Here is a 22,517-nt window from a genome sequence, read left to right on the forward strand (position 1 = left end):
AGCAGACTGATTTTGGTCTGTCGTGGATACCCCCCTCTGGTCTGCCGACCATCTCCCCCTCAAGGGGGAGATCCGCAGGCGGCAAGTCCTCGCCCGCCATCTTCCGTGAGTGGGGACGAGGCGCCGGCTCCAAGTGATCTCCCCCCTTGAGGGGGAGATGCCTGGCAAGGCAGAGGGGGGTACCCCGCATCAGCTCATCAGAGTGTGAAGGGACTGAACAATGCCGATCCTGGAATTGAATGGAGTGTCGAAATCCTTCGGGGCCCTTGTGGTCGCCGAAAATATCGGCTTTTCCGTCGAACCCGGCGAGGCGCTGGGCGTCATCGGCCCGAACGGCGCCGGCAAGTCGACACTGTTCAACCTGATCACCGGCAACCTCCCCGTCGCCCGGGGGACAATCCATTTCGATGGCCGCGACGTCACCAACGTGCCGCCGATGCAGCGCTGTTTTGCCGGCATGGGCCGCACCTTCCAGATCCCCCAGCCCTTCGAGCGGCTGACGGTCTATGAAAACCTGCTCGTCGCCGGCGCCTTCGGCAGCGAAAGCAGCGAGGCCGAGGTATCCGAGTTCTGCGCCGAAATCCTGGTCGAGACCGGCCTGATCGCCAAGGCCAACCGCCCTGCCGGCAGCCTCACCCTGCTGGAGCGCAAGCGGCTGGAACTCGCCCGCGCATTGGCCACGAAGCCGAAGCTTCTGCTTTTGGACGAGATCGCCGGGGGGCTCACGGAGGGCGAATGCCGGCAACTGGTCGCCACGATCAAGCGCGTGCATCAGCGCGGCATGGCGATCATCTGGATCGAGCATGTGCTGCATGCCTTGAACGCGGTCGCCGAAAAGATTCTCGTCCTGAATTTTGGGCGGGTCATCGGCCATGGTGATCCGCAGACCATCATGAATTCGCGCGAAGTGCGCGAAATCTATCTGGGCATGGAGGTCTGAGCCATGAGCCTCATCGAAACGAAGAACCTCACCGCCTTCTATGGCGATTTCCAGGCCCTGTTCGGCGTCGATCTCGTGCTTAATCCCGGCGAGACCATCGCCGTCATTGGTGCAAACGGCGCGGGCAAATCGACGCTGATGCGCTCGATAGCAGGCGTGTTGCGCAACCAAGCCGATGCGATCCGCCACAAGGGTGAAGCGATCGGCGCGCTGGCTGCCCCCGATGTCATGGCCCGCGGCATTGCGCTGGTGCCGGAAGGCCGCCGGCTGTTCCCCTCGCTCACGGTCGAGGAGAACCTGCTTGTCGGTCGCCATGGCCGAAAGGTTGATGGACCCTGGTCGCTGGAAACGATCTACGAACTGTTCCCGATCCTGAAGGAGCGGCGCCGCAATCCCTCGACGGCGCTTTCAGGCGGCCAGCAGCAGATGGTCGCGATCGGCCGGGCGCTGATGTCCAACCCGGAAGTGTTGCTCTGCGACGAACTGAGCCTCGGCCTCGCCCCTGTGGTCATCAAGGACATCTACGCCGCCTTCCCGCGCATCCGCGAAACAGGCGCGGCCATCGTCATCGTCGAGCAGGACATCGCCCAAGCGCTGAAGGTCGCGGACCGAGTCTATTGCATGATGGAAGGCCGGGTCACACTCGAAGGGCGCCCGGCAGAGCTCGACCGCGCCGATATCCACGCGGCCTATTTCGGAGCGGAAACCCATGAACTGGCTTGATACCATTCTCCAGGGCGTGTTGCTCGGCGGGCTCTATGCCCTCTTCGCGGCGGGCCTGTCGCTCGTCTTCGGCATCATGCGGCTCGTCAATCTCGCCCATGGCGACCTGATCGTCTTTGCCGGTTTCCTGATCCTGCTGCTCGTCTCGACGCTCGGGCTCAATCCATTCCTGGCGGCCCTGATCGCCGGCCCGCTGATGTTCGGGGTGGGTTACCTGCTCCAATATCACCTGCTGAACCGGACTCTGGGTAAGGATATCCTGCCGCCGCTGCTTGTCACTTTCGGGCTGTCGATCGTCATCCAGAACGGGCTGCTCGAAGCCTTCACCGCCGACAGCCAGCGTATCCCTGCAGGCGCGCTGGAACAGGCGTCGCTCTCGCTCGGCGGTATCAATGCGGGCGTCATGCCGCTGCTCACTTTTGGCTCGGCGATCCTGGTGATCGTCGGCCTGAACCAGTTGATCTACCGGACGGCGCTTGGCCGCGCCTTCCGCGCAACCTCAGACGACGTGGTAACGGCAGGGCTGATGGGCATCCGACCAAACCAGATCTTCGCCATCGCCACCGGCCTTGCCATGGTGATCGTCACCATCGCCGCCCTCTATCTCGGCACCCGCGCCAATTTCGACCCGACATCAGGGCCGGCGCGGCTGATCTATGCCTTCGAAGCGGTGATTATCGGCGGCCTCGGCTCGCTCTGGGGCACGCTTGCCGGCGGCATCATCTTGGGTGTCGCCCAGACGCTCGGAGCCGCCATCAACCCGGAATGGCAGATCCTCTCGGGCCATATCGCCTTTCTGCTGGTCCTGCTGTTCCGTCCGCGGGGTCTCTTCCCACGCGCTGTCGATTGAGGTGACGATGTCCGCCAATCCAGAAGCCCTGTCTGATGTCATGCGCCCCACCTCTTCCTGGCGGGTCGAAACGCGCACGCGCCTGTCCTCGCTGTTTTCCATCGCAGCCGTGCTCTTCGTGTTGCTCCTTGCAGCAGCCCCCTTCGTCGTCTCGCGCGGCGTCGTGCAGGATCTGTTCTTCATCCTCACCATGCTGGCACTCGCCCAAAGCTGGAACCTGCTGGCGGGTTATGCAGGGCTGATCTCTGTCGGCCAGCAGCTTTTCGTCGGCTGCGGCGCCTATGCGCTGTTCGGCTTCGTCATCCTACTCGGTGTCGATCCCATTCTCGCCATCCCGCTCGCCGGCCTCTTCGCGGTCCTCGTTTCCATCCCGACAGCCTTCTTCGCCTTCCGCCTCTACGGCCCCTATTTCGCCATAGGCACCTGGGTCATCGCCGAGGTCGGACGCTTGCTATTTGCTCAGTGGAAGGCCCTCGGCGGCGGCACCGGCACCTCGCTGCCACGTGAGGCAACGCGCGAGATGTTCGGCGTGGCCCTGCTCGAAGACCGGTTCGGCATGCGGGCTGCCGCCGCGGCCGACGCTGTCGCCTTCTGGCTGGCACTGGTCGTGCTCGTCCTGACCATATGGTTCGTCTACCGGCTGTTGCGCTCCAAACAGGGCCTGGGCCTCGCTGCCGTGCGCGACAATGAGGTGGCTGCCCGGACGCTCGGCGTCGATGCCCGCCGGCTGAAGCTCGTGATCTACCTTTCGACAGCCTTCATCACCGGCGTCGTCGGAGCATTGATTTATCTACAGAAGGCCCGCATCTCCCCCGATGCCGCCTTCTCGCTCACCGACTGGACGGCCTATGTGCTGTTCATCGTCATCATCGGCGGCATCGGCACCATCGAGGGGCCGATCCTCGGCGTCATCATCTTCTTCCTGATGCAGAATGCGCTGTCGAGCTACGGGTCCTGGTACCTGCTGCTGCTCGGCGCCCTTGCCATCATCACAATGCTGTTTGCACCACGCGGGATCTGGGGCCTGATCACCGACCGCACCGGCATCGAACTCTTTCCGGTCCGCCGCACCTTGAGGGGCGGATCGCTTGAACAAACGACAAAGGGAGGGCCACATGGCTGACATCACCACCGACGTTCTAATCATCGGCACCGGGCCGGCCGGCTCGGCAACCGCGGCATTGCTCGCAAGCTACGGGCTCGAGCCCATGGTCATCAACCGCTACCGCTGGCTCGCCAACACACCGCGCGCCCACATCACCAACCAGCGCACGATGGAAGTTCTGCGCGACCTCGGCCGCGATGTGGAGGACGAGGCCTATATGTTCGCGACCGAACAGGACCTGATGGGCCAGAACGTCTTCTGCACGGCAGTCGCCGGCGAAGAAATCGGCCGCATGCAGAGCTGGGGCAACCATCCGCTGTCGCGCGCCGAACATCTCCTGTCCTCGCCCGGCCGGATGAATGACCTGCCGCAGACCTATATGGAGCCGCTCCTTTTCAAAACCGCCTGTTCGCGCGGGGCGCAGGCGCGCATGTCGACGGAATATGTGAGCCATGTGCAGGATGCCGAGGGCGTCACCACAACCTGCCGTGACCGGTTGACGGGCAAGGACATCACAATCCGCTCGAAATTCCTGGTCGGCGCCGATGGCGGCAATTCCAAGGTCGCAGAACATGCGGGCCTCTCCTTCGAGGGCAAGATGGGCGTCGCGGGCTCGATGAACATCCTCTTCGAATGCGACCTGTCGCGCTATGTCGCCCACCGCCCCTCGGTGCTCTACTGGGTGTTGCAGCCGGGGGCCGATGTCGGCGGCATCGGCATGGGCCTCGTCCGCATGGTCCGCCCGTGGAACGAGTGGCTGATCGTCTGGGGCTATGACATCAACCAGCCGGCACCCGCCGTCGACGATGCCTTCGCGACCAAGGTCGTGCGCGATCTCGTGGGCGTCCAGGACCTGCAGCCGAAGATAAAGTCGGTCTCCACCTGGACCGTCAACAACATGTACGCGACCACGATGTCGAATGACCGCGTCTTCTGCATGGGCGACGCCACCCACCGCCATCCGCCGTCGAACGGGTTGGGATCCAACACCTCGATCCAGGATGCCTTCAACCTCGCCTGGAAGCTTGCAGCCGTCATCCGTGGACAGGCCGGCATGGGCCTGCTCGATAGCTATCAGGCCGAACGCGCGCCGGTCGCCAAGCAGATCGTCACCCGCGCCAACAAGTCGATCGAGGAATTCGGCCCGATCTTTAAGGCGCTCGGCCTGCTCGATTCCGTCGACCCAGTGAAGATGCAGGAAAACATGGATGCGCGCTGCAACGACACATCCGATGCGGAAAAACAGCGCGAGGCGATCCGCCAAGCAATTGCCGCCAAGGTCTACGAATTCGACGCCCATGGCGTTGAGATGAACCAGCGCTACAAGTCCGGCGCTGTCGTGACCGATGGCCAGCCGGAACCGGCCTTCGAGAAAGACGCCGAACTGCATCACCAGCCGACGAGCTGGCCCGGCGCCCGCCTGCCGCATGTCTGGCTCTATGGGCCGGAAGGCGAAAAAGTCTCGAGCCTCGATTTGACCGGCCACGGCGTCTTCACTGTTCTCACCGGCATCGGCGGCGATGGCTGGGTGGCAGCCGCAAAGTCCCTGTCGAAGGAATTCGGTCTGCCGATCGCGGTTCATAAGATCGGCCCCCGCCAGACCTGGCAAGACTTCTCCGGCGATTGGGCCCGCGCCCGCGAGATCCGCGATTCCGGTGCACTGCTCGTCCGTCCGGACCATCACGTCGCCTGGCGCGCGGAAGCCGCCGTCAAGGACCCCGAAGGCGAGCTGCGGCGCGTCCTGAAAACCATTCTGGACCGGTGAGGAACAATCATGGACGCGCATGAAAAGGGCTATTTCACCGAGGAGACCTCCGTCGAGGTCGTGACGGGTCGCAACGCCAATGCCAAGGACGAGCGGCTGAAGCAGGTGATGGAGGTCATCACCCGGAAGCTGCACGAGGCGGTCAAGGAACTGGAGCCGACGCAAGACGAATGGATGGAGGCGGTCCTCTTCCTCACCCGCACCGGCCAGATGTGCAACGAATGGCGCCAGGAATTCATTCTGCTCTCAGACGTTCTCGGCGTGTCGATGCTGGTCGATGCGGTCAACAACCGCAAACCCACGGGCGCTTCGGAAAGCACGGTTCTTGGCCCCTTCCACGTGGCCGATGCTCCCGAATTGCCGATGGGCGCCAATATCTGCCTGGACTCCAAGGGCGAGGACATGGTGATCGAAGGCCGCATCCTCGATACCCAGGGCAAGCCGATCGAGGGTGCCGTGATCGACGTCTGGCAGGCCAATGACGAAGGCTTCTACGACGTGCAGCAAAAGGGCATCCAGCCCGACTTCAACCTGCGCGGTGTCTTCCGCACGGGGCCGGACGGACACTACTGGTTCCGCGCCGTGAAGCCGAAATTCTATCCGATCCCCGATGACGGCCCGGTCGGGCAACTGCTCGGCAAGCTGGGCCGCCATCCCTATCGTCCGGCCCATCTGCACTACATCATCAAGGCCGAAGGCTACGAGACCCTCGTCACCCATATCTTCGATCCTGATGATCAGTATATCCATTCCGATGCCGTGTTCGGCGTCAAGGAAAGCCTGCTCGCCAAGTTCGAGCGGAGCAAGGATGCAAAACGGGCGGCGGATTATGGTTTCACCGAGGAGTTCTGGCAGGTGAAGCACGACTTCGTTCTCGTGGGCAAAGGCTAAGAAAAAATAAGTACCGACATGACTGAGCGGCACGGCAGATCAATTCGCCGTGAAAGTCGCTCAACTCCTCCGTAACTCGCTTATCTGTGCGATCCAGGTAAAATATCCTGCGTAAGCACATTCATATATCCAAACTAGCACGCCTTCGCGTGTCGGATGGATATACGGGCGATATGATCAACGGAGGAGATCATCATGTCTGATGTCAGTGGTGTCGGTCCGCCACACAGCGCGATGCAGGGCGGTGATACGGTGATCCGTGTCGCGCCCTATTCGGCCCGCTCGCGTCTCCTGCACTGGATCGTCGCGGTGCTGGTGCTCGCCACATGGCCCCTGGGCTTCTTCATCCAGTTCACCAAGAACGAGGTGATGCTCGATTTCTATCTGATCCATGAAAGCCTCGGCTTTCTGGTCCTGTGGCTGATGTTGCTGCGCGTCGGCAACCGGCTGGTGTCCCGGCCGCCGCAATCCGATGCCCCGGCCTTCGAGCGCATGGCTGCGACCACCGTTCACGGACTGATGTACGCCCTTCTGATCGTCATGCCCATCAGCGGCTTCCTCGCCACCAATGCCCACGGTTTTCCGCTAGTTTGGTTCGGCCTCCTGCCGATCTGGAGCCCACTCGGCAAGGCGCCTGATATCGCCTGGACCCTTTCTGCCATCCACACATGGAGCGCATGGACCCTTTTGGTTCTGTTTGCGTTACATATCGGCGCCGTTCTGCTGCATCACGTGATCCGGCGCGACAACACCCTCTATCGAATTCTCTAGGGCGCCCATGCATAGCATCGACATGACAGAGGCAAGCTGGAACCGATTGCTCGCGCTTCGGCAGGGCATCGCCTTGTTCCAGCCCCAGAATGCCGCCTATCGCCTGTATGCGCCGATCGCCGGTGCCCGCGGACGCTTCGTCTTGGCCCAGGTCGGGCAATCGCTGGATGGCCGGGTGGCAACGCCGGCCGGTGACGCGCGCGATATTTCGGGGCCCGATGGTCTGGCCCATCTTCATCGCTGCAGGGCGCTGGTGGATGCGGTCATCGTCGGCGTTGGAACCGTCAAGGCAGACGATCCCAAGCTGTCCGTGCGCATGGTCCGTGGCCCGGCGCCGGTGCGCGTGGTGATCGATTGTCACAGCACGCTTACTGGTGATGAAGGCCTGTTCCACGATGGCGGCGCGCCCGTGATCGTGTTCCGCAGCGCGACAGCCCCGAGCCGCCGCCTGCCGCGCGCTGAGGTCATCACCTTGCCGCACACGCCTAGCGGGCTCGACCCGCAAGACATTCTCGACGCGCTGGCACGACGCAACCTCATGCGGATCCTGGTGGAAGGTGGCGCCCGCACCATTGCACGTTTCATCGATGCCGGCTTGGTCGACAGGCTGCATGTGACGATCTCGCCGCTGATCATCGGATCCGGCCCGGCCGGCATTGCCCTGCCGCCGATCGAGCGGCTTTCCGCAGCCCACCGGCCAAAGACGGATATCTACAGCCTGGGCAGCGACATCCTTTTTGACTGTCACTTCGGCGAGGAAAAAGTCTCAGTCCGGGAGAGCGAGCAGGTCCTTGTGGCCCACCCGGCATGAGCTTCCCGGCGCGCTAATCGCGGCAAGGCGAAACTGCAGCCATTCATCCACGGTGTCGGTCGGTAAGCCCGACATTTCAACAATGGGCGTGCGCAGGCCATTCAGCAATTCCTGTTGGAGATCGGCGGATGCCGCGTCCAGCAGCCAGGGACTGTCTTCGATGTGAACGGCATAACCCTGTTGCGACAATACCTGGGCTAGGCAGTCGGTCGCATCGGGTCCAAGCGCCACGCCAAATCCCTTGTCCGTCCGCTGGTGATCGTTGAAATAACCAACCATTTTCTGGTCCAGGGGATGGGTGACGGACCAGTCCATGATCCCGTCATAGTTCAGAGCTGCATAAAGGCCGCTGCCGGCGGTCGCCAGCCGTTGCGCGAAGGCTGCGCAGAAGGGTTCCGAGCAGAGGTCAAACAGCGCTGATGCCGTCACGATGCTGACGCCGTCAAGTGGAAGCCCGTCGATGTCGTTGAGATCGTGCTGCCTTACCGTCACGCCGCGGTCGGGGCCGATGCGACGCATGGCCTCCTGCAGCAGCAGGCCATCGTTGTCCAGCAGCAGCCAAGCGGCCTCCGCCGGCATGTCGGCCTCCAGGCTTCTCCAGGTCGAGCCCGTGCCACAGCCGATATCCATCAGCTTTGGCGAGGCCGTGCTTTGCAGATGCCGCACCAGCCTGTCGACAAGGGCTTTGTGGCGCGCGGCGCGATCGGCCGGCTCGCGCAGCGCCAGCCAGTCCTTGTCGAATCCACTCATTGGACGGTCCTCAACAGGTTTGCAAAGATCTCGGTCGTGTCGTTCCAGCTCGGCAGCCTGGCCCCGGCGGCCAGGGCCGCCTTCGCCTTTTTGTGCCTGAGAACAGGGTCGGACAGAAGGCGTTCCAGGGCCGCGGCGAACGCCTCGACATCATCGACCGGAACGAGAAAGCCCGCCTCTTCCGGCACCACATCGGGAATGGCGCCGGCTTGGCAGGCCACAATCGGCAGCCCCTGGGATAGCGCTTCGGCAAAGACCATGCCGTAGCCCTCGTAGCGGCTGGCCAGTGCGAAGATGTCGGCCCGCGCCAGTTCCGCCCTCACATCGTCAGTCTCGCCAGCAAGCGTGATGCGTCCGGAAAGGCCGCTGCTGTCAAGCTGATGCTGCAGGCTCGCTGCGGTTTGCGGGCTCAGAGTTCGGCTGCCGATGATCGTCGCACGCCATGGCAGGTGCTCCACACGCTTCAGCGCCGCGATCAGCACGTCATGGGCTTTCCTCGGGGTCAGCGTGCCAATCGACAGGATATGCGGCGGATCGCCATTGCCTGGTGATATGGCGGCCCTTTCGGTTCCGGGAACGGCCACCGTCATCCGCTGGGGCTCCACGCCGTAAGTCGCCTCCAGCTCCCGCGCGGTCATGGGCGATGTGACGATCACATGCCGGGCAAAAGACAGGGCCTTCACCTCGCTGCGGCGCAGGCGCTCCTGCTCCGCGGAATCTATACCGGTCTCCAGCGCCAGGGGGTGGTGCACCAGGGCCACGAGGTTGAAACGGTGGGCGTGACGCTCCGCCCAGCCGTCCAGCACACCGAAGGCCAGGCCATCGATCACCAGCAGAGTGCCGTCGGCCAAGGCCGAAAGCCGTCGCTCCGCCTCGTCCAGCACATCCGCGGTGGGCACGGGAAAACCCTCGCCAAGGGACAGCAGAGTGATGGACCAGCCGCCTGCCCGCAATCCCTCGATCACCCGGCGGTCATAGGCGTAACCACCGGTTTTCAGTTCGAGATTTCCCGGATAGGCAAAGACGAGGCTTTGGCTCAAAGATCGGCCTCGTACCAGCCGCGCGCCGCATGGGATTCGTGCAATGTCACCTTGATCCGGCAGATGCGGTGGCTTCCCGGCCCCAGCCGCTTGTCGGCAACGGCGCGCGCCAGTTCGTCGAAGATATGCTTGGCGATCACCTCTGTCGTGGAGACCTTGCCGGCGAAAATCGGCAACTCATCGAGATTCTGGTAGTTGAGGGGCTTCAGGACCTCGCCCAGAACAGTGGTAGCCGCGCCGATATCCACCGCCAGCCCGTCCTCATCCACATCCCGGGTAAAGAAGGCGGCATCGACCACGAAGGTTGCGCCATGCATGCCCTGCGCGGGGCCGAAAACGGGGCGGGGTAGGCTGTGGGCGATCATGATGTGATCACGGACTTCGACTGCAAACATCAGGGTCTCACTTTTTTTCGCTGGTGTAACGGATACGGTGGCAGAGCGTGTCTGGATTGGCCAGAACGGCGGGATAATCGGTTTCGAGGGTGGAAAAATCGGTTTCGCCTGAAATCAGGGCGTCAAGGCAATCGTCCCGCAGCAGGTCAAGCGCCTTGGCGAGGCGCCGGCCATAGCTCCAGCGGGCGCGCCGGTCCGGAGGCACGGAACCGACCTGGGAACTCGCGATCGTCAGCCGGCGGGCATGGAAGGCGCCGCCGAGCGGCAGGCTCACCGGCCGGTCTCCATGCCAACTGGCTTCGATGATGCGCGCTTCCTGGCCCGCGACCTCGATGGCGCGGCTCAGCGCCTCGCCGGAACCAGAGGCATTGATCAGCACATCGAACTCTCCTGATACCTCGGCGTCGGTGGAGAAGCCGATGCACAATCTGTCCGCGAGGCTGCGACGCGCGGAATTGCGATCGACAAGATGCACCTCCGTGCCGATGATGCGCGAGGCGATATAGGCGACCAGCGCCCCGACGACACCGGCGCCAAATACGGCGACCCTGTCGCCCGGCTGGACCCCGGCGTCCCATACGATATTCAGTGCCGTCTCCATGTTGGGCGCCAGCACGGCCCGCTCGACCGGCACGCCATGGGGAATGGCCACCAGCGAGGCCGCGTCGACGACGAAGAGATCCTGGTGCGGATGCAGGCAAAACACGGAGGTGCCGACCAGCTCCTCAGGTCCGGCCTCGACCCACCCCGCGGCGGCATAGCCATATTTCACGGGGAAGGGAAAGCCGCCGCCCATATGGGGGCCGCGCATGCGTTCGAATTCGCTTACCGGCACGCGGCCGGCGAAGACGAGGTTTTCCGTGCCGCGGCTCACCCCGCTGAACAGCATGCGCACCAGCGCCTGATCCGCAAGCGGGGCGGCCAGCGCCTCTTCCCTGATTTCGCAGCGCTGAGCGGCCGCAATCCAGAGTGACCGACTGCGGAAGCCTACCGAACTTTCTTCCATCGCCGATCTCTCCATTATTCCACTGCTTGTGACTGTGTTACCGGATAGCGAAAAAAGGTTCACCGCCTCTTCCGGCGAGACGTCAAATAGGGCGCCGGTCATCGCGCGCAATTGTCATCTGAACTTTTCCGGCGACGAGAGCCACATATGCGTCAGGTGACAAATCTGTGAACAGCCCCTGAATTTTCTGCAGTGATCCGAATCTGACCTATCTACGTAGGGGCAATGATGAAAAATTTTGGAGAGTACCAAATGTCAGACAGCTACGGTTTTGAATTTATCTCTTCTGAAGTGAAGGTCGAGCGCGCGGTCGCAGAACTGCGCTTTGGCCGACCGGTTGTGCTGAACGGTGGTGGCAAGCGGCTTGCCGTGATGTCGCTCGATTGTGTTGCCCCGACCGTCTACGACCAGTTTGCCGCCGCCACCGAAGGCCGGCATGCGCTGTTGCTGACATCCCATCGCGCCGACAGGCTGATCCCCGGAACCGCTACGGATATCTCTGTGCCGCTGGCCGGCATTTCCTTCGACCAGGCGTCGCAGCTGGCTTACGGCTTGGGCGCTTCCGCGCCGACAAGCTGGCGTGCCGCCACGCCGTTGATGACGGAGTCGGCGGAGCTTGCGCGCCTTGCTCTGCTGTTGCCCGCCATGGTCTGCGCCGATATCGATGGGATTGACCATCGTTTTGCCGGCTGCTGCTCGCTCAATCACTCAGACCTTCCCGCATCCGGCCGCGCACGCCAGCATTTCGACATGGTGGTGCGCACCCGCGTGCCTTTGCGTGATCTCGGCGATTCCCAGTTCGTCGTCTTCCGCGGCGGCCTCGCCCAGAAGGACCAGGTGGCCATCATCGTCGGCAAGCCGGATTTCAATGCGCCCGTCCCGATCCGCATTCACTCTTCATGCATCACAGGCGATCTCTGCGGCTCGCTCAAATGCGATTGTGGCGACCAGTTGCGCAATGGGCTGCATTCACTGAAGGCCATGGGCGGCGGCGTGCTCCTGTATCTCGACCAGGAAGGACGCGGCACCGGTATCGGCGCCAAGATGCGCGCCTATGGCTTCCAGCATCTTGGGCTTGACACCATCGACGCCGATGCCGAGCTCGGCTTCGGCAGTGATCATCGCCGCTATGAAGCCGCACTCGCCATGCTGCGCTTGCTTGAGATCAAGAAGGTCGTCATCTTTACCAACAACCCGACGAAGATCGCGGCCCTGGTCGAAGGCGGCGTTGAAGTCCATCGCCGTGTCGCCGTCACCGGCGAGGTCACGGTCGAAAACGAGGGCTACCTGCGCACCAAGCGCGCGCGGGCCGGCCATATGCTCGATATCGAAACACTGATCGCTGCGGAGTAACAAGGCATGGCGTCGGCTGGGAAACCGTCTGCATCGCGTTCGGCTGCCCTTGGCGCGCCGCCGCCATCCCTCAAAAGCAGCGCTCTGACGGTCATGGGATCGATCTTCCTGCTGTCCGTGCCCACCTACACCTGGGCTGCCTCCCATCTGTCTTTGGGGATGAGCGCGATTGCTGCGGCAGCCGCGTTGCTGCTGGTGATATTCGGGCTGGTCGTCGCCGGCCTGAGGCATCACCGCTTCGAACGCTTTGGTTTTGCCAATAGCGTGACGGCGGTGCGTGCGGCGCTTGTCAGCATGGTTGCGGCGACTGTGTTTTTTGCAGAGATGCCTCATGACGCCATGCTCTGGGCGTTGATGGCGATCGTGTTGATCGCCTTGGCGCTCGACGGCGTGGATGGCTATCTCGCCCGCCGCTACCAGCAGGAATCGGAACTCGGCGCGCGTTTCGACATGGAAGTCGATGCGCTGCTGATCTTCTGCCTGGCCGCCGCCGCCTTGCTGCTCGACAAGGCCGGCCCGTGGGTGCTGCTCATCGGCGCGATGCGTTACCTCTTCGTGTTGGCGCAATACCCGCTGCCGCAGCTCAATGGCGCGCTGCCGCCGTCCTTCCGGCGCAAGGCGATCTGCGTCGTGCAGGTCTCGGTGCTGTGCCTGATCCTGGTGCCCGGCATTGCGCCGCCGGTGTCATCATGGCTTGCGGCCATGGCTTTGGGCCTGCTCACCTATTCCTTTGCCGTGGACAGCCTGTTTCTGCTGCGTCGCCAAGACCGTGGCGAGTGATGGAAATCGTGCTTTGGGCTGGGCTTCAGCTCGTCCTACCTGCTCCGCGGACAATCGACAAAACCAGCACCACGACGCCGGGAAGGGCAGCCCCGACGAGGGAAAGAAGACCATAGAGCAGGCTCGCTGCCAGACCTTCCGCGCCGGTGAAGCCGAACAGTGGCCAGAGGGCCGCCGCCGCCGCTTCGCGCGTGCCCCAGCCACCGATGCCGATCGGGATCAGCATGGTGAGCAGGCAGAGCGGGATGATCGTGACAGCCGCGATTGGCGGCAAGGGCGCGCCGATGGCGTCGGAGGCGATGACGAAGGTCAGCACATAGGTGCCCACCACGAGGGAACTCAGCCCAAGCTGGATCACGGCTGCGCCCCTTTCCCAGAAGACCGCGGCAAGATCAGGTGCAAATCGGCCGAAACGCCTCCAGAGCGGTTTAGCGAAGAGGGCGAGCCCGACGGCGAGAGCGCCCACCAGCGTCGCGACGGTCCAGAACAGCTCAGCGGCCGCCAATGGCAGTTGCTCTGGCAAGAGCGTGACCCAGGCGACAAGGCCGCAACAGGTCAGCAGGAAAAACGCCAGCTGGCCCGAAAGCCGCTCCAGCGCCACCGCCGTGGCAGCCCGCTTCCATCCGCCGGCTTCCTCCTGCTGCACCCGATAGACCCGCGCCGCATCGCCGATAATGCCGCCCGGCAGGGTCTGGTTGAGCACGGTGCCGAGGTAATATTCCCGGATCGCCAGCCACACCGGAATCGAATGACCGAGCCGCTGGGCGGTGAAACGCCAGCGCAGGGCCGACAGCACCACCTGCAGCTGGACGAGCGCAAAAGCCGCCAGCACATGGCCGGGCGGCACCTTTTGCAGCGCGCGCCACACGCCGGCCGGATCGACAGCAAGCAGAACGCCGGCGATCAGCATCACGCCCGCCGCTATGGAAAACACCTTCAGCTTGCTAATGAGGGGCTCCTGTGGGCTCGATCGTTGACCATCTCAAGTCAGTTTATTGGCTAGCTCCGGCGGGGGAAAGCACATGCAATCAGACAATTCCCATAGCCAGTTTTATCGCCAGGCCGCGCCCGTGACAGGACGCAAGGCGATATGCGCCACCCTGTTGTTCGTGGCAATCGGTTTCCTCGCCTGCGCCATGCCGGATTATCCCGAGGGCTTTTACCCCCAGGCCTTCGCCCGCCTTCCCCTTGAGGTGCCGCTGGTGGCGCTTACCCTGCTCTGGCTACCCTCGCGCCTTGCCCTGATGGTGGCGGCCGTCGCGACCTTGGCCGTGTTTCTGCTGCTGTTCCTGAAGCTCGCGGATGTTGGCGTGATCTCCGCATTCCAGCGCCGCTTCAACCCCTATCTCGACATCAAGATGATGTATGACGGCTGGAACGTGCTCTCGGGCAGCGTCGGCAAGGTGGGCGCCGCCGCCGTCATCGGGCTTGTATCCGGTCTGATCGCCATGGTGCTGTCGCTCTTCTGCTGGGCCGCCCTGCAGCTCAATCGCTTCGGCGCGCAGGCCCGAAGGATAGCGCTGGCGGGATTTGCTTTGCTCATGGGCGTCGGTGTCGTCCTTTGGGCCGCCGGTCCGCGCGCCGGCGCCGCCGACATTGCCGAGATGCGCGTGGCAACCTATCTGCAGGATCGCCTGTCCCTGGTGTCCCAATCCATCAGCGATATCAGGGCTTTCGAGGCACAGCTCGGTGGAAGCGCCGGCGCCATCCAGACCGCGCGTTTCGACCGCGTCGCCGGTCGCGATGTCATCGTCATCTTCTTCGAATCCTATGGGCGAAGCGCCGTGGAGGACCCGCGCTATGCCGATATGATTAAGCCGCGACTTGAAAACGTCCAACAGAAGTTGCAGGCGGCGGGTTTTGCCACGGCAAGCGGCTGGACCCGCTCGCCGACAGTGGGCGGCCTGAGCTGGTTGGCGCATGGCACGCTGATGTCCGGTCTCTGGGTCGATAACCAGGCGCGCTACGACCTGCTGATGTCGAGCCGTTGGCCGAGCCTAAACCGGGCATTCGGGGCTGCCGGCTGGCAGACGGTGGCCATCATGCCCGCCATCACCATGGATTGGCCGGAGGCGGCCTATTACGGCTATGACACCATACTTGCCGCCAAGGATATGGGCTATCGCGGCAAGCCGTTCAATTGGATAACGATGCCCGACCAATACACGCTCTCGGCGTTCGAGCGCCTGGCGCGCCAACCGGCGCGGGCTGCGGGAAAGCCTGTGATGGCGGAGATCGCGCTGATCTCCAGTCATGCGCCCTGGACGCCGGTGCCAAAGCTCATCGATTGGGCAAGCGTCGGCGATGGCATCGTTTTCAACAGCCAGGCCGAATCGGGAGATGCGCCCGCTGTCGTCTGGGCCGATCCCGATCGCGTGCGTCGTCAGTATATCGAGACGATCGACTACACCCTGCAAACCCTGGGCGATTACATCGCGCGCTTCGGCGAAGATGCCGTCTTTGTCGTGCTCGGAGACCACCAGCCGGCATCGATTGTCACGGGACCGGACGCTTCGAGGGCGGTGCCGGTCCACATTATCAGCCGGGATGCGACACTGGTCGAAAGCTTCCGCGTCGATGGTTTTACTGCGGGAATGACCCCCGACAACGCCACGCCAGAAGGCTCGATGGACCGCCTGCGCGATATCCTGATCCAGCGTTTCACCGGGGATTGACCGTCATATCCCGTCAGGCCTGCCAGCCGCTACGTCGCGGCATGCGAAACGGCAGCATCAGCCGCACCAGCGGGTTGGCAAGCCGACGGCAATCCAGCGTTTCATGCACCATGGTCAGCGCTTGGCCCGACACGACGGTATCGACCAGGGAGCGCGTGTAGAAGGGCGTATCTTCCAGCGGCTGGATCAGGCGCGGCTTGTGCTGCGGATCGCAGGCAATGCCGCTTTTAACACCCCAGAAGGCGCCCGGGAGTGCCTGGCGCTCCGGCATGGAGAACTCGGTAAGCTCCCCCTTGCCGGACGTGCGCAAGGCGAGACGGCGGCGCTCGCCTGTTTGCATCACCGCATCATAGAGGATGACCGTCGCATCGTCCCGCTCGCCGCTGCCGCGAGCCCAGTCCCAAGAGACAAAGTCCTGCTCGATCGGACGATCACCGTAATTCATGTCGTGATAGGCCGGCCCATGCCAGCCTCCTCCCGGCAGTGCGTCTGAAGTGATGACGGCGGAGGCTGTCGGTATGCGCGGTGACCAGCAGTGGTGGCCCGCCCGATCCAGCGGACACAGATCCTCGCAGGTGGCTTTCGGCGTGATCTCGATTGCGCCTGCAAATGCCTTGGGCCAGAGCCGCTGACCGGGCCAGGGAAGCGCCGTTTCGTCAAAGCGGATCAAGAGCTTGCCGTCCCGCAGCTCCATGCTGCTGCGGCCAATGGTCAGACTGTCGGTCGTTCGGGAAAGGCTCGCCTCTCCGCGCTCGGTCATCGCCCAGACATTGCCGTCCGGTGTGTAGAGCGCGACATTGAACGCCACATGATGCTCTGGTCGCCGGCGGCCGGACCAATGGTAATAGGGCGAGAAGACCGAACCCAAAAAGGCGATCACCGTGAAGGCGAAACGTCCGCAGTCGCTGACCGCATCCGCATACCACCAGTGATAGCCCCCCGGCGGGACCGGCCGTGCAAAGCCATGTCCGCCATCAGCCGCTCGGCGGCGATCTTGCCCGAAAGCGCCGCCATCGGCACGCCGGGCCCCGGATGCACGCTCCCGCCCGCCAGGTAGAGTCCCCCCAACGGCCCCCTCGCCGCTGGCCGGCTGAACGATGCCATCCATCCATGCGAGGCCATGCCGTATAGCGCGCCCCCCGTTCCCGGATAGAGCTTCGCGAACCGATCCGGCGTCGTGATCGCCGTTGTCTGGCGGTCCAGATCCAGCCTCAGTCCGTTCCTGCGCAGCCGGCGTTCCATCGAAGACAGGCATCGGTCGACCTCGCTTTTCGAATAGCCATGGCTGTCGCCATTGGCCGGCATGTTCATGAGGCAATAGATCCGCTCGGCAGCCCCGCTCCCGACGGCCGATGATCCATCCCGCTGCGCTGGCCGGTCCTGGGCGCAGACATAGACGGTCGGATCGTCAGGCGGCAGGCTCCGGCCAAAGACAGCATCGAACTCCTCGCCGTAATTCTCCGAGAAGAATACCGTGTGATGGCTGAGCGGCACGCCTGTGGGCGACGCCACCCCGCAAGCGACGAGCGCCGAAAGCGATCGCTGTTGGCCGCCGCGCGGCGAAGGGGCATCGCCCAACAGGTGGGACAAGGCGGCGACATCGCCGTTATAGATCACGTTCTGTGCCGGAATATGCCGCTCGCGATCGGTCGTCACGCCGCGCACCGCCTTGCCGGAGCCGTCTTTGTCGATCGACGCCACCTTCTCGTCGAAGTGAAACTCGACGCCGAAATCCCGGGCGATATCCGCCATGCGCCGGGCGAGCGCATGCATGCCGCCCTTCACTGTCCAGACACCCGCCTGCTCTACATGGGCCACCAGCATCAGGGTGGCAGGCGCCAGATAAGGTGAGGAGCCGCAATAGGTAGCATAGCGGCCGAACAACTGGATCAGGCGTCGATCGCTGAAATAGCTCTCCAAGGTTGGCCATAGAGCCGAAAAAGGCTTGAGCGCCAGGAGCGCGTTTGGCCGGTGCAGGCCGATGCGGGCCGAGAGCGATATCGGGTTGGGACGCGAAGCATCGATGAAGCTGCGCTCCAGCAGCTGGTAGACGCGGGCGCTGTCCTCGGCAAAGCGCTGGAAGCCCGCCGCCTCCCGCGCACCGGCAAAGTCCGCCACGGCGCGGCGACTTTCCGCCACATCGGCGAACAGGTCCAGTTGCTGGCCGCCCTGCCAGTAGTGGCGGCCGATCACATCGCATTTGTCGAGGCCGATCTCGTCAGCGAGCGATGTGCCACAGCGCGACAGGAGGTCATCAAAGACCCATTTCATCGTCAGGACAGTCGGGCCGGCGTCAAGCAGGCGGCCGCCGGAAGAGACCTGGCGCAGTTTTCCGCCCGGCTCCTGCGCCGCTTCGATCACCGTGACGCCGAAGCCGGCGGCCGCAAGCGTGATGGCGGCGGAAAGCCCGCCCATGCCGGCACCGATGATCGCCACCGTTTCCTTCATGCCGCTCGCTCCCTGCCGCGTTGACTTTCGATGATCTTGTGTCAATTTAAATTGACATTCATTTTCGTCAACCAAAATTGACATAACTGGGAGGATGGCCAGATGGATATCTCGGAGCGCATCGAAGCCGGAATGCAGCTGACCCTGCGGTTTGCAACCGCCAATGGCTGCCCACCCCTCCTCGCCCAGGGCATGCGCCATGCCGTCTTTCCCGGCGGGGCGCGCATCAGGCCCAGGCTGTGCCTCGCCGTTGCGACCGCCTGTGGCGACCACGACCCGCAGGCCGCAACCGCCGCGGCTACGGCGATCGAACTTCTGCATTGCGCCTCTCTTGTGCATGACGACATGCCCTGTTTCGACAATGCCGCGACTCGACGCGGCCAGGCTTCGGTGCACCAGGCCTTTGGCGAGGAGATCGCACTTCTGGTCGGCGACGGCCTGATCGTTGCGGCCTTCGAGACGGTGGCCCGCGAGACGCTGCATGCGCCAAGGCTGACAGCGCCGCTGATCGCCACCATCGCCAAGGCCGTCGGCTCGCCTTACGGCCTTGTTGCCGGCCAGGCCTGGGAAAGCGAGCCGGAGATCAATATCGACCAGTATCACCGCGCCAAGACCGCCTCGCTGTTTGCCGGCGCCGTTTCTACCGGCGCCTTGTCCTCGGGCGGCAATCCGCAGGACTGGCTGGTCCTGGCCGATGCCCTCGGCTCCGCCTACCAGGTCGCGGACGACCTCTATGATGCCATCGGCAAATCCGGAAGCATGGGCAAGCCCGCCGGCCAGGACACGCGCAACGGCAAGCCAAATATCGTGCTCTCCCTCGGCATCGAAGGCGCGCTCAAGCATCTGAAAATGTTGGTGAATACCGCGGCCGATAGCGTACCGGATTGCGCCGGCCAGGACGCTTTTCGCGCCATGATCCGCAACGAGGCGACGCGCCTCATGCCGAAGAACCTCGCCGAAACCGTAGCGGCATAGGCCGGCACCATGGCAAGCCGCGCCACCAGCAGCGATCAGCCAATGAAGCCGCTGCATCAAACGGCGGATCACGCGAGCCACCCCTTGCGCATTCGTTTGCGGTTGTGGCGCAATCGCCTGCTGGCCTCGCCCGGTTTCCGCAATGCCATTGCCCGCACGCCGCTGCTGCGCGCCATTGCCAACCGCAAGGCAAACGATCTGTTTCGCCTGACCGGCGGCTTCATCTTTTCGCAGGTGTTGCTGGCCGGCGTGAGGCTTGGTCTCTACGAGACGCTGGCTCCGGGGCCGCTGTCGTCGGGCCAGCTCGCCGCTCGGCTCGGCCTGGACGAGGGCCGGATGAAGATCCTGCTCAGGGCAAATGCCGATCTCGGCCTGCTGATGGAAGCATCGCCTGACCTCTGGCTGCTGGATGATGCCGGCGTCATCCTGGCAAGCGATCGTGGCCTGGCCGGAATGATCCGCCATCATGAGATGCTCTATCGTGACCTCACGGATCCGGACCAGATGTTGCGGACGCGCGAGACGGATACGGAGCTGCGCCGCTACTGGTCCTATGTGCGCGAGGCGCGTCCCGATTCGCTTGGGGCTGATGAGGTGGCGGATTATTCCGTGCTGATGCGAGAAAGCCAGGCGATGATGGCGTCCTGTATCCTCGCCAGCCATGACTTCGCCCGCGTGCGTGTGCTGCTCGATGTCGGCGGCGGCGAAGGCGCCTTTCTTGCCGCGGCTGCGGCCGCCCATCCGTCCCTTGAGATCAGGCTGTTCGACCTTCCAGCGGTCACTGATCGGGCGCGAGATCATCTGGATAGCCTCGGCTTTGGTCAGCGGACGCAGGTTCATGGCGGGGATTTCACCCGCGACCGCATTCCCGACGATGCCGATTGCGTCACCCTTGTCCGGGTCCTGTGTGACCACGACGATGCACGCGTTGCCGCAATCCTTGCCAATCTCCACCGGTCTTTGCGGCCGGGAACACGGCTCATCGTCGCGGAGGCCATGAACGGACGCGCCGAAGGCGCACGTTTGGCCTCTGCCTATTTCGGCATCTATTTCCTCGCCATGGGCTCCGGCCGCTGCCGCAGCGATGCCGAGATCGCCGCTCTTCTGTGGGCTGCCGGCTTTGCCGGGGTCAAGACCGTTGCAACCCCCAATCCCCTGATTGCAACCCTCGTCACGGCTGTGCGCTGAAGCAGGTTCGCGATCATCGCGTGAAAGTGTAAATAAGAGTTGACACATTATAATGTCAATTTAATATGACACATAAGGGGATCGGGTGCTGGGAGGCGCTGAGATGCAGGCAGACGCCGTCATATTCGACAGGCCAGGAAAGGTTGCCGTCAGGCGCCTTTCGCTCAACGCCGCCGGCGAGAGTGACGTGGTCGTCGAAACGACAGTCAGCGGCATTTCCACAGGCACCGAGAAGATGCTGTTCAGCGGCACAATGCCCGCCTTTCCGGGCATGGGCTATCCGCTGGTCCCCGGATACGAATCGATCGGACGCGTCGTTGCGGCCGGTCCTGCCTCGGGCAGACAGCCGGGCGAGATTGTGTTTGTGCCCGGTGCCAATTGCTTCGAGGGCGCCGCCGGACTTTTCGGTGCCACGGCCTCGCGGCTTGTGGTGCCGGGTGCCAGGGTCTTCGCTGTCGGCGGCGCGATGGAAGAGGACGCCGTGTTGCTGGCGCTGGCCGCGACCGCCCTGCATGCCGTGCGCCGTGCCCGTGGGCCTATCGGCCTCGTGGTCGGCCACGGCACCCTGGGCCGGCTGATTGCCCGCACGATTGTCGCGCTCGGCTTTCCGGCGCCGGTTGTCTGGGAAACCGCTGCGGCCCGGCGCGATGGTGCCCTGGGTTACCAGGTGGTGGCGCCGCAGGATGACACCGACGGCCGATACGGCACCGCCATTGATGCCAGCGGCAATGTCGACGTGATCGACCAGGTGATCGCGCGTTTGCAAAGGCCTGGCGAGCTGGTGCTTGCCGGCTTTTATGGAGAACGCATCGGCTGTTCGTTTGCGCCTGCCTTCATGCGCGAGCTGACACTGTCGATCGCCGCGGAATTTCGTCCCGATGACGTCATTGATGTCATCAAACTGGTCGAGGCGGGCAGCCTGTCGCTGAAGGGGCTGGTCAGCCATCGCGCCTCGCCGGCCGATGCCCAGTCCGCCTACCAGACTGCCTTTCAAGACCTGAACTGCCTAAAAATGATCATCGACTGGAGGAATGCCGCATGAGCCTCGATCTTGCGCAAGACAGCCTTGAGCGCCTGCAGGACAACCTCCGCGAGGAGGCCGCCATAGAGCCGGATGCGCCGGCCACCAGCAAGGTCACCAAGGAAACGCAGATCATCGCGATCTATGGCAAGGGCGGGATCGGCAAGAGCTTCACGCTCGCCAACCTTTCCTACATGCTGGCCCAACTGGGCAAGAAGGTCCTGCTGATCGGCTGCGACCCCAAGAGCGACACCACGTCGCTTCTGTTCGGTGGCCGCGCCTGCCCCACCATCATCCAGACGGCCTCGCGCCGCAAGGAAGCCGGCCAGGAGATCTCGATCTCCGACGTCTGCTTCAAGCGTGACGGCGTCTTCGCCATGGAACTGGGCGGGCCGGAAGTCGGCCGCGGCTGCGGCGGGCGTGGCATCATCCACGGGTTTGAAACCCTGGAAAAGCTTGGCTTTCACGAATGGGACTTCGACTACGTCCTGCTCGACTTCCTCGGCGACGTGGTCTGCGGCGGCTTTGGCCTGCCGATCGCCCGCGACATGTGCCAGAAGGTCGTCGTCGTCGGCTCCAACGACCTGCAGTCGCTCTATGTGGCCAACAATGTCTGCTCGGCGGTAAAATATTTCCGCAATCTCGGCGGCAATGTCGGCGTGGCCGGCCTTGTCATCAACAAGGATGACGGCACGGGCGAGGCCCAGGCCTTCGCGGAAGCCGTCGGCATCCCGGTGCTGGCCTCGATCCCGCAGGATGACGATATCCGCCGCAAGAGCGCCAATTATCAGATCATCGGCACCCATGACTCGCAATGGGGCGCTCTCTTCGAGGCGCTGTCGATCAACCTCGCCGAGGCACCGCCGGTGCTGCCGCGCCCCCTGGATCAGGATGGCCTGCTCGGCCTCTTCGACGCCAGCGAAACGGGCGCCGATTACAAGCTCCAGCCAGCCCTGCCGGAAGACATGTGCGCCACAGGCGCGCTGAAACGGCCGTCGCTGGAAGTCGTCTACGACAATGTTTGAGAGCA

The 22,517-nt window shown here is 63.5% G+C and carries 22 protein-coding genes; 15 read left to right on the forward strand and 7 right to left on the reverse strand.

The features are described from left to right. Positions 1 to 220: 220 nt before the first annotated feature. The 8 genes from B9A97_RS04090 (at position 221) to B9A97_RS04125 (ending at position 7,856) form a co-directional block, all read left to right on the forward strand. Positions 221 to 940: an ABC transporter ATP-binding protein gene (locus B9A97_RS04090; protein WP_084363717.1), complete on the forward strand. Its 720-nt coding sequence runs from the start codon at positions 221 to 223 to the stop codon at positions 938 to 940. Positions 941 to 943: 3 nt separating this feature from the next. Beyond that, positions 944 to 1,663 (forward strand): ABC transporter ATP-binding protein, encoded by a 720-nt coding sequence (locus B9A97_RS04095; protein ID WP_084363718.1) that lies wholly within the window; start codon positions 944 to 946, stop codon positions 1,661 to 1,663. Further along, a complete protein-coding gene (locus B9A97_RS04100) occupies positions 1,650 to 2,513 on the forward strand; it encodes a branched-chain amino acid ABC transporter permease (RefSeq protein ID WP_084363719.1) in 864 nt (287 codons plus the stop codon). Before B9A97_RS04095 ends, B9A97_RS04100 begins: the two co-directional genes overlap by 14 nt. Before the next feature lie 7 nt (positions 2,514 to 2,520). Further along, positions 2,521 to 3,636, forward strand: coding sequence for a branched-chain amino acid ABC transporter permease (locus B9A97_RS04105; protein ID WP_084363720.1), 1,116 nt, complete (start codon positions 2,521 to 2,523; stop codon positions 3,634 to 3,636). Then, positions 3,629 to 5,383 (forward strand): FAD-dependent oxidoreductase, encoded by a 1,755-nt coding sequence (locus B9A97_RS04110; RefSeq protein WP_084363721.1) that lies wholly within the window; start codon positions 3,629 to 3,631, stop codon positions 5,381 to 5,383. The genes B9A97_RS04105 and B9A97_RS04110 overlap by 8 nt, the downstream gene beginning before the upstream one ends. Positions 5,384 to 5,392: 9 nt before the next feature. Beyond that, the gene (locus B9A97_RS04115) at positions 5,393 to 6,274 is read left to right on the forward strand and encodes an intradiol ring-cleavage dioxygenase (protein WP_084363722.1); all 882 of its coding nucleotides are present in this window, start codon (positions 5,393 to 5,395) and stop codon (positions 6,272 to 6,274) included. A gap of 234 nt (positions 6,275 to 6,508) precedes the next feature. Further along, positions 6,509 to 7,045, forward strand: coding sequence for a cytochrome b (locus B9A97_RS04120; RefSeq protein ID WP_084363840.1), 537 nt, complete (start codon positions 6,509 to 6,511; stop codon positions 7,043 to 7,045). 7 nt (positions 7,046 to 7,052) lie between these two features. Then, positions 7,053 to 7,856, forward strand: a complete 804-nt coding sequence (locus tag B9A97_RS04125; RefSeq protein WP_084363723.1) for a RibD family protein — start codon at positions 7,053 to 7,055, stop codon at positions 7,854 to 7,856. Here B9A97_RS04125 and B9A97_RS04130 read toward each other — a convergent pair. Genes B9A97_RS04130 through B9A97_RS04145 form a run of 4 tightly spaced genes read right to left on the reverse strand, consistent with a single transcriptional unit; the run spans position 7,812 to position 11,047 of the window. Beyond that, positions 7,812 to 8,606 carry a methyltransferase domain-containing protein gene (locus tag B9A97_RS04130; protein ID WP_084363724.1) on the reverse strand — a complete coding sequence of 265 codons (795 nt, stop codon included), beginning with the start codon at positions 8,604 to 8,606 and terminating at the stop codon, positions 7,812 to 7,814. The two genes, B9A97_RS04125 and B9A97_RS04130, sit on opposite strands and share 45 nt — an antisense overlap. Beyond that, positions 8,603 to 9,646 carry a glycosyltransferase family 4 protein gene (locus B9A97_RS04135; protein WP_084363725.1) on the reverse strand — a complete coding sequence of 348 codons (1,044 nt, stop codon included), beginning with the start codon at positions 9,644 to 9,646 and terminating at the stop codon, positions 8,603 to 8,605. Before B9A97_RS04135 ends, B9A97_RS04130 begins: the two co-directional genes overlap by 4 nt. Beyond that, positions 9,643 to 10,041, reverse strand: coding sequence for a 6-pyruvoyl trahydropterin synthase family protein (locus B9A97_RS04140; RefSeq protein WP_084363726.1), 399 nt, complete (start codon positions 10,039 to 10,041; stop codon positions 9,643 to 9,645). Before B9A97_RS04140 ends, B9A97_RS04135 begins: the two co-directional genes overlap by 4 nt. A 7-nt stretch (positions 10,042 to 10,048) precedes the next feature. Beyond that, positions 10,049 to 11,047 carry a zinc-dependent alcohol dehydrogenase gene (locus B9A97_RS04145; RefSeq protein WP_244564122.1) on the reverse strand — a complete coding sequence of 333 codons (999 nt, stop codon included), beginning with the start codon at positions 11,045 to 11,047 and terminating at the stop codon, positions 10,049 to 10,051. A 252-nt stretch (positions 11,048 to 11,299) separates the two neighbouring features. Here B9A97_RS04145 and ribA point away from each other — a divergent pair, with 252 nt between their 5' ends. Together ribA and B9A97_RS04155 are read left to right on the forward strand one after the other, a co-directional pair. After that, on the forward strand, positions 11,300 to 12,400 hold the full coding sequence (ribA, locus tag B9A97_RS04150; protein ID WP_143530320.1) for a GTP cyclohydrolase II RibA: 1,101 nt from the start codon (positions 11,300 to 11,302) through the stop codon (positions 12,398 to 12,400). A 6-nt stretch (positions 12,401 to 12,406) separates the two neighbouring features. Beyond that, positions 12,407 to 13,180 (forward strand): CDP-alcohol phosphatidyltransferase family protein, encoded by a 774-nt coding sequence (locus tag B9A97_RS04155; RefSeq protein ID WP_084363729.1) that lies wholly within the window; start codon positions 12,407 to 12,409, stop codon positions 13,178 to 13,180. 25 nt (positions 13,181 to 13,205) lie between these two features. Here the strand turns inward: B9A97_RS04155 and B9A97_RS04160 are convergent, their stop codons facing one another. Then, complete coding sequence (locus tag B9A97_RS04160) at positions 13,206 to 14,114, reverse strand: lysylphosphatidylglycerol synthase transmembrane domain-containing protein (protein WP_244564123.1); 909 nt, start codon at positions 14,112 to 14,114, stop codon at positions 13,206 to 13,208. Between the two features lie 88 nt (positions 14,115 to 14,202). Here B9A97_RS04160 and B9A97_RS04165 point away from each other — a divergent pair, with 88 nt between their 5' ends. After that, positions 14,203 to 15,855: an LTA synthase family protein gene (locus B9A97_RS04165; protein ID WP_084363731.1), complete on the forward strand. Its 1,653-nt coding sequence runs from the start codon at positions 14,203 to 14,205 to the stop codon at positions 15,853 to 15,855. Positions 15,856 to 15,868: 13 nt separating this feature from the next. Here B9A97_RS04165 and B9A97_RS04170 read toward each other — a convergent pair whose 3' ends face one another. Both B9A97_RS04170 and crtD read right to left on the reverse strand, forming a co-directional pair. Next, positions 15,869 to 16,663, reverse strand: a complete 795-nt coding sequence (locus tag B9A97_RS04170) for a carotenoid 1,2-hydratase (RefSeq protein ID WP_244564124.1) — start codon at positions 16,661 to 16,663, stop codon at positions 15,869 to 15,871. A gap of 68 nt (positions 16,664 to 16,731) precedes the next feature. Next, positions 16,732 to 18,303, reverse strand: a complete 1,572-nt coding sequence (gene crtD / locus B9A97_RS04175; RefSeq protein ID WP_084363733.1) for a 1-hydroxycarotenoid 3,4-desaturase CrtD — start codon at positions 18,301 to 18,303, stop codon at positions 16,732 to 16,734. Between the two features lie 102 nt (positions 18,304 to 18,405). Here crtD and B9A97_RS04180 point away from each other — a divergent pair, with 102 nt between their 5' ends. The 4 genes from B9A97_RS04180 (at position 18,406) to B9A97_RS04195 (ending at position 22,512) form a co-directional block, all read left to right on the forward strand. After that, a complete protein-coding gene (locus B9A97_RS04180) occupies positions 18,406 to 19,278 on the forward strand; it encodes a polyprenyl synthetase family protein (protein ID WP_084363734.1) in 873 nt (290 codons plus the stop codon). Positions 19,279 to 19,287: 9 nt separating this feature from the next. Beyond that, a complete protein-coding gene (locus B9A97_RS04185) occupies positions 19,288 to 20,466 on the forward strand; it encodes a methyltransferase (RefSeq protein WP_210189675.1) in 1,179 nt (392 codons plus the stop codon). Positions 20,467 to 20,569: 103 nt separating this feature from the next. Next, on the forward strand, positions 20,570 to 21,508 hold the full coding sequence (gene bchC, locus B9A97_RS04190) for a chlorophyll synthesis pathway protein BchC (protein ID WP_084363736.1): 939 nt from the start codon (positions 20,570 to 20,572) through the stop codon (positions 21,506 to 21,508). Then, a complete protein-coding gene (locus tag B9A97_RS04195) occupies positions 21,505 to 22,512 on the forward strand; it encodes a chlorophyllide a reductase iron protein subunit X (protein ID WP_084363737.1) in 1,008 nt (335 codons plus the stop codon). The genes bchC and B9A97_RS04195 overlap by 4 nt, the downstream gene beginning before the upstream one ends. Positions 22,513 to 22,517: the final 5 nt, after the last annotated feature.

Origin of the sequence: Rhizobium sp. RU36D, from assembly GCF_900176345.1 — a bacterium.
Classification (GTDB): Bacteria; Pseudomonadota; Alphaproteobacteria; order Rhizobiales; family Rhizobiaceae; genus Allorhizobium.

What these genes read in the sequence shown, in the direction of transcription:
- B9A97_RS04195 (WP_084363737.1), top strand. Translation starts at nt 21,505, where the DNA reads ATGAGCCTCGATCTTGCGCAAGACAGCCTTGAGCGCCTGCAGGACAAC.
- B9A97_RS04130 (WP_084363724.1), bottom strand. Translation starts at nt 8,606, where the DNA reads ATGAGTGGATTCGACAAGGACTGGCTGGCGCTGCGCGAGCCGGCCGAT.
- B9A97_RS04105 (WP_084363720.1), top strand. Translation starts at nt 2,521, where the DNA reads ATGTCCGCCAATCCAGAAGCCCTGTCTGATGTCATGCGCCCCACCTCT.
- B9A97_RS04180 (WP_084363734.1), top strand. Translation starts at nt 18,406, where the DNA reads ATGGATATCTCGGAGCGCATCGAAGCCGGAATGCAGCTGACCCTGCGG.
- ribA (WP_143530320.1), top strand. Translation starts at nt 11,300, where the DNA reads ATGTCAGACAGCTACGGTTTTGAATTTATCTCTTCTGAAGTGAAGGTC.
- B9A97_RS04090 (WP_084363717.1), top strand. Translation starts at nt 221, where the DNA reads ATGCCGATCCTGGAATTGAATGGAGTGTCGAAATCCTTCGGGGCCCTT.
- B9A97_RS04120 (WP_084363840.1), top strand. Translation starts at nt 6,509, where the DNA reads ATGCAGGGCGGTGATACGGTGATCCGTGTCGCGCCCTATTCGGCCCGC.
- B9A97_RS04145 (WP_244564122.1), bottom strand. Translation starts at nt 11,047, where the DNA reads ATGGAAGAAAGTTCGGTAGGCTTCCGCAGTCGGTCACTCTGGATTGCG.
- B9A97_RS04140 (WP_084363726.1), bottom strand. Translation starts at nt 10,041, where the DNA reads ATGTTTGCAGTCGAAGTCCGTGATCACATCATGATCGCCCACAGCCTA.
- B9A97_RS04100 (WP_084363719.1), top strand. Translation starts at nt 1,650, where the DNA reads ATGAACTGGCTTGATACCATTCTCCAGGGCGTGTTGCTCGGCGGGCTC.
- B9A97_RS04115 (WP_084363722.1), top strand. Translation starts at nt 5,393, where the DNA reads ATGGACGCGCATGAAAAGGGCTATTTCACCGAGGAGACCTCCGTCGAG.
- B9A97_RS04155 (WP_084363729.1), top strand. Translation starts at nt 12,407, where the DNA reads ATGGCGTCGGCTGGGAAACCGTCTGCATCGCGTTCGGCTGCCCTTGGC.
- B9A97_RS04095 (WP_084363718.1), top strand. Translation starts at nt 944, where the DNA reads ATGAGCCTCATCGAAACGAAGAACCTCACCGCCTTCTATGGCGATTTC.
- B9A97_RS04185 (WP_210189675.1), top strand. Translation starts at nt 19,288, where the DNA reads ATGGCAAGCCGCGCCACCAGCAGCGATCAGCCAATGAAGCCGCTGCAT.
- B9A97_RS04165 (WP_084363731.1), top strand. Translation starts at nt 14,203, where the DNA reads ATGCAATCAGACAATTCCCATAGCCAGTTTTATCGCCAGGCCGCGCCC.
- crtD (WP_084363733.1), bottom strand. Translation starts at nt 18,303, where the DNA reads ATGAAGGAAACGGTGGCGATCATCGGTGCCGGCATGGGCGGGCTTTCC.
- B9A97_RS04125 (WP_084363723.1), top strand. Translation starts at nt 7,053, where the DNA reads ATGCATAGCATCGACATGACAGAGGCAAGCTGGAACCGATTGCTCGCG.
- bchC (WP_084363736.1), top strand. Translation starts at nt 20,570, where the DNA reads ATGCAGGCAGACGCCGTCATATTCGACAGGCCAGGAAAGGTTGCCGTC.
- B9A97_RS04110 (WP_084363721.1), top strand. Translation starts at nt 3,629, where the DNA reads ATGGCTGACATCACCACCGACGTTCTAATCATCGGCACCGGGCCGGCC.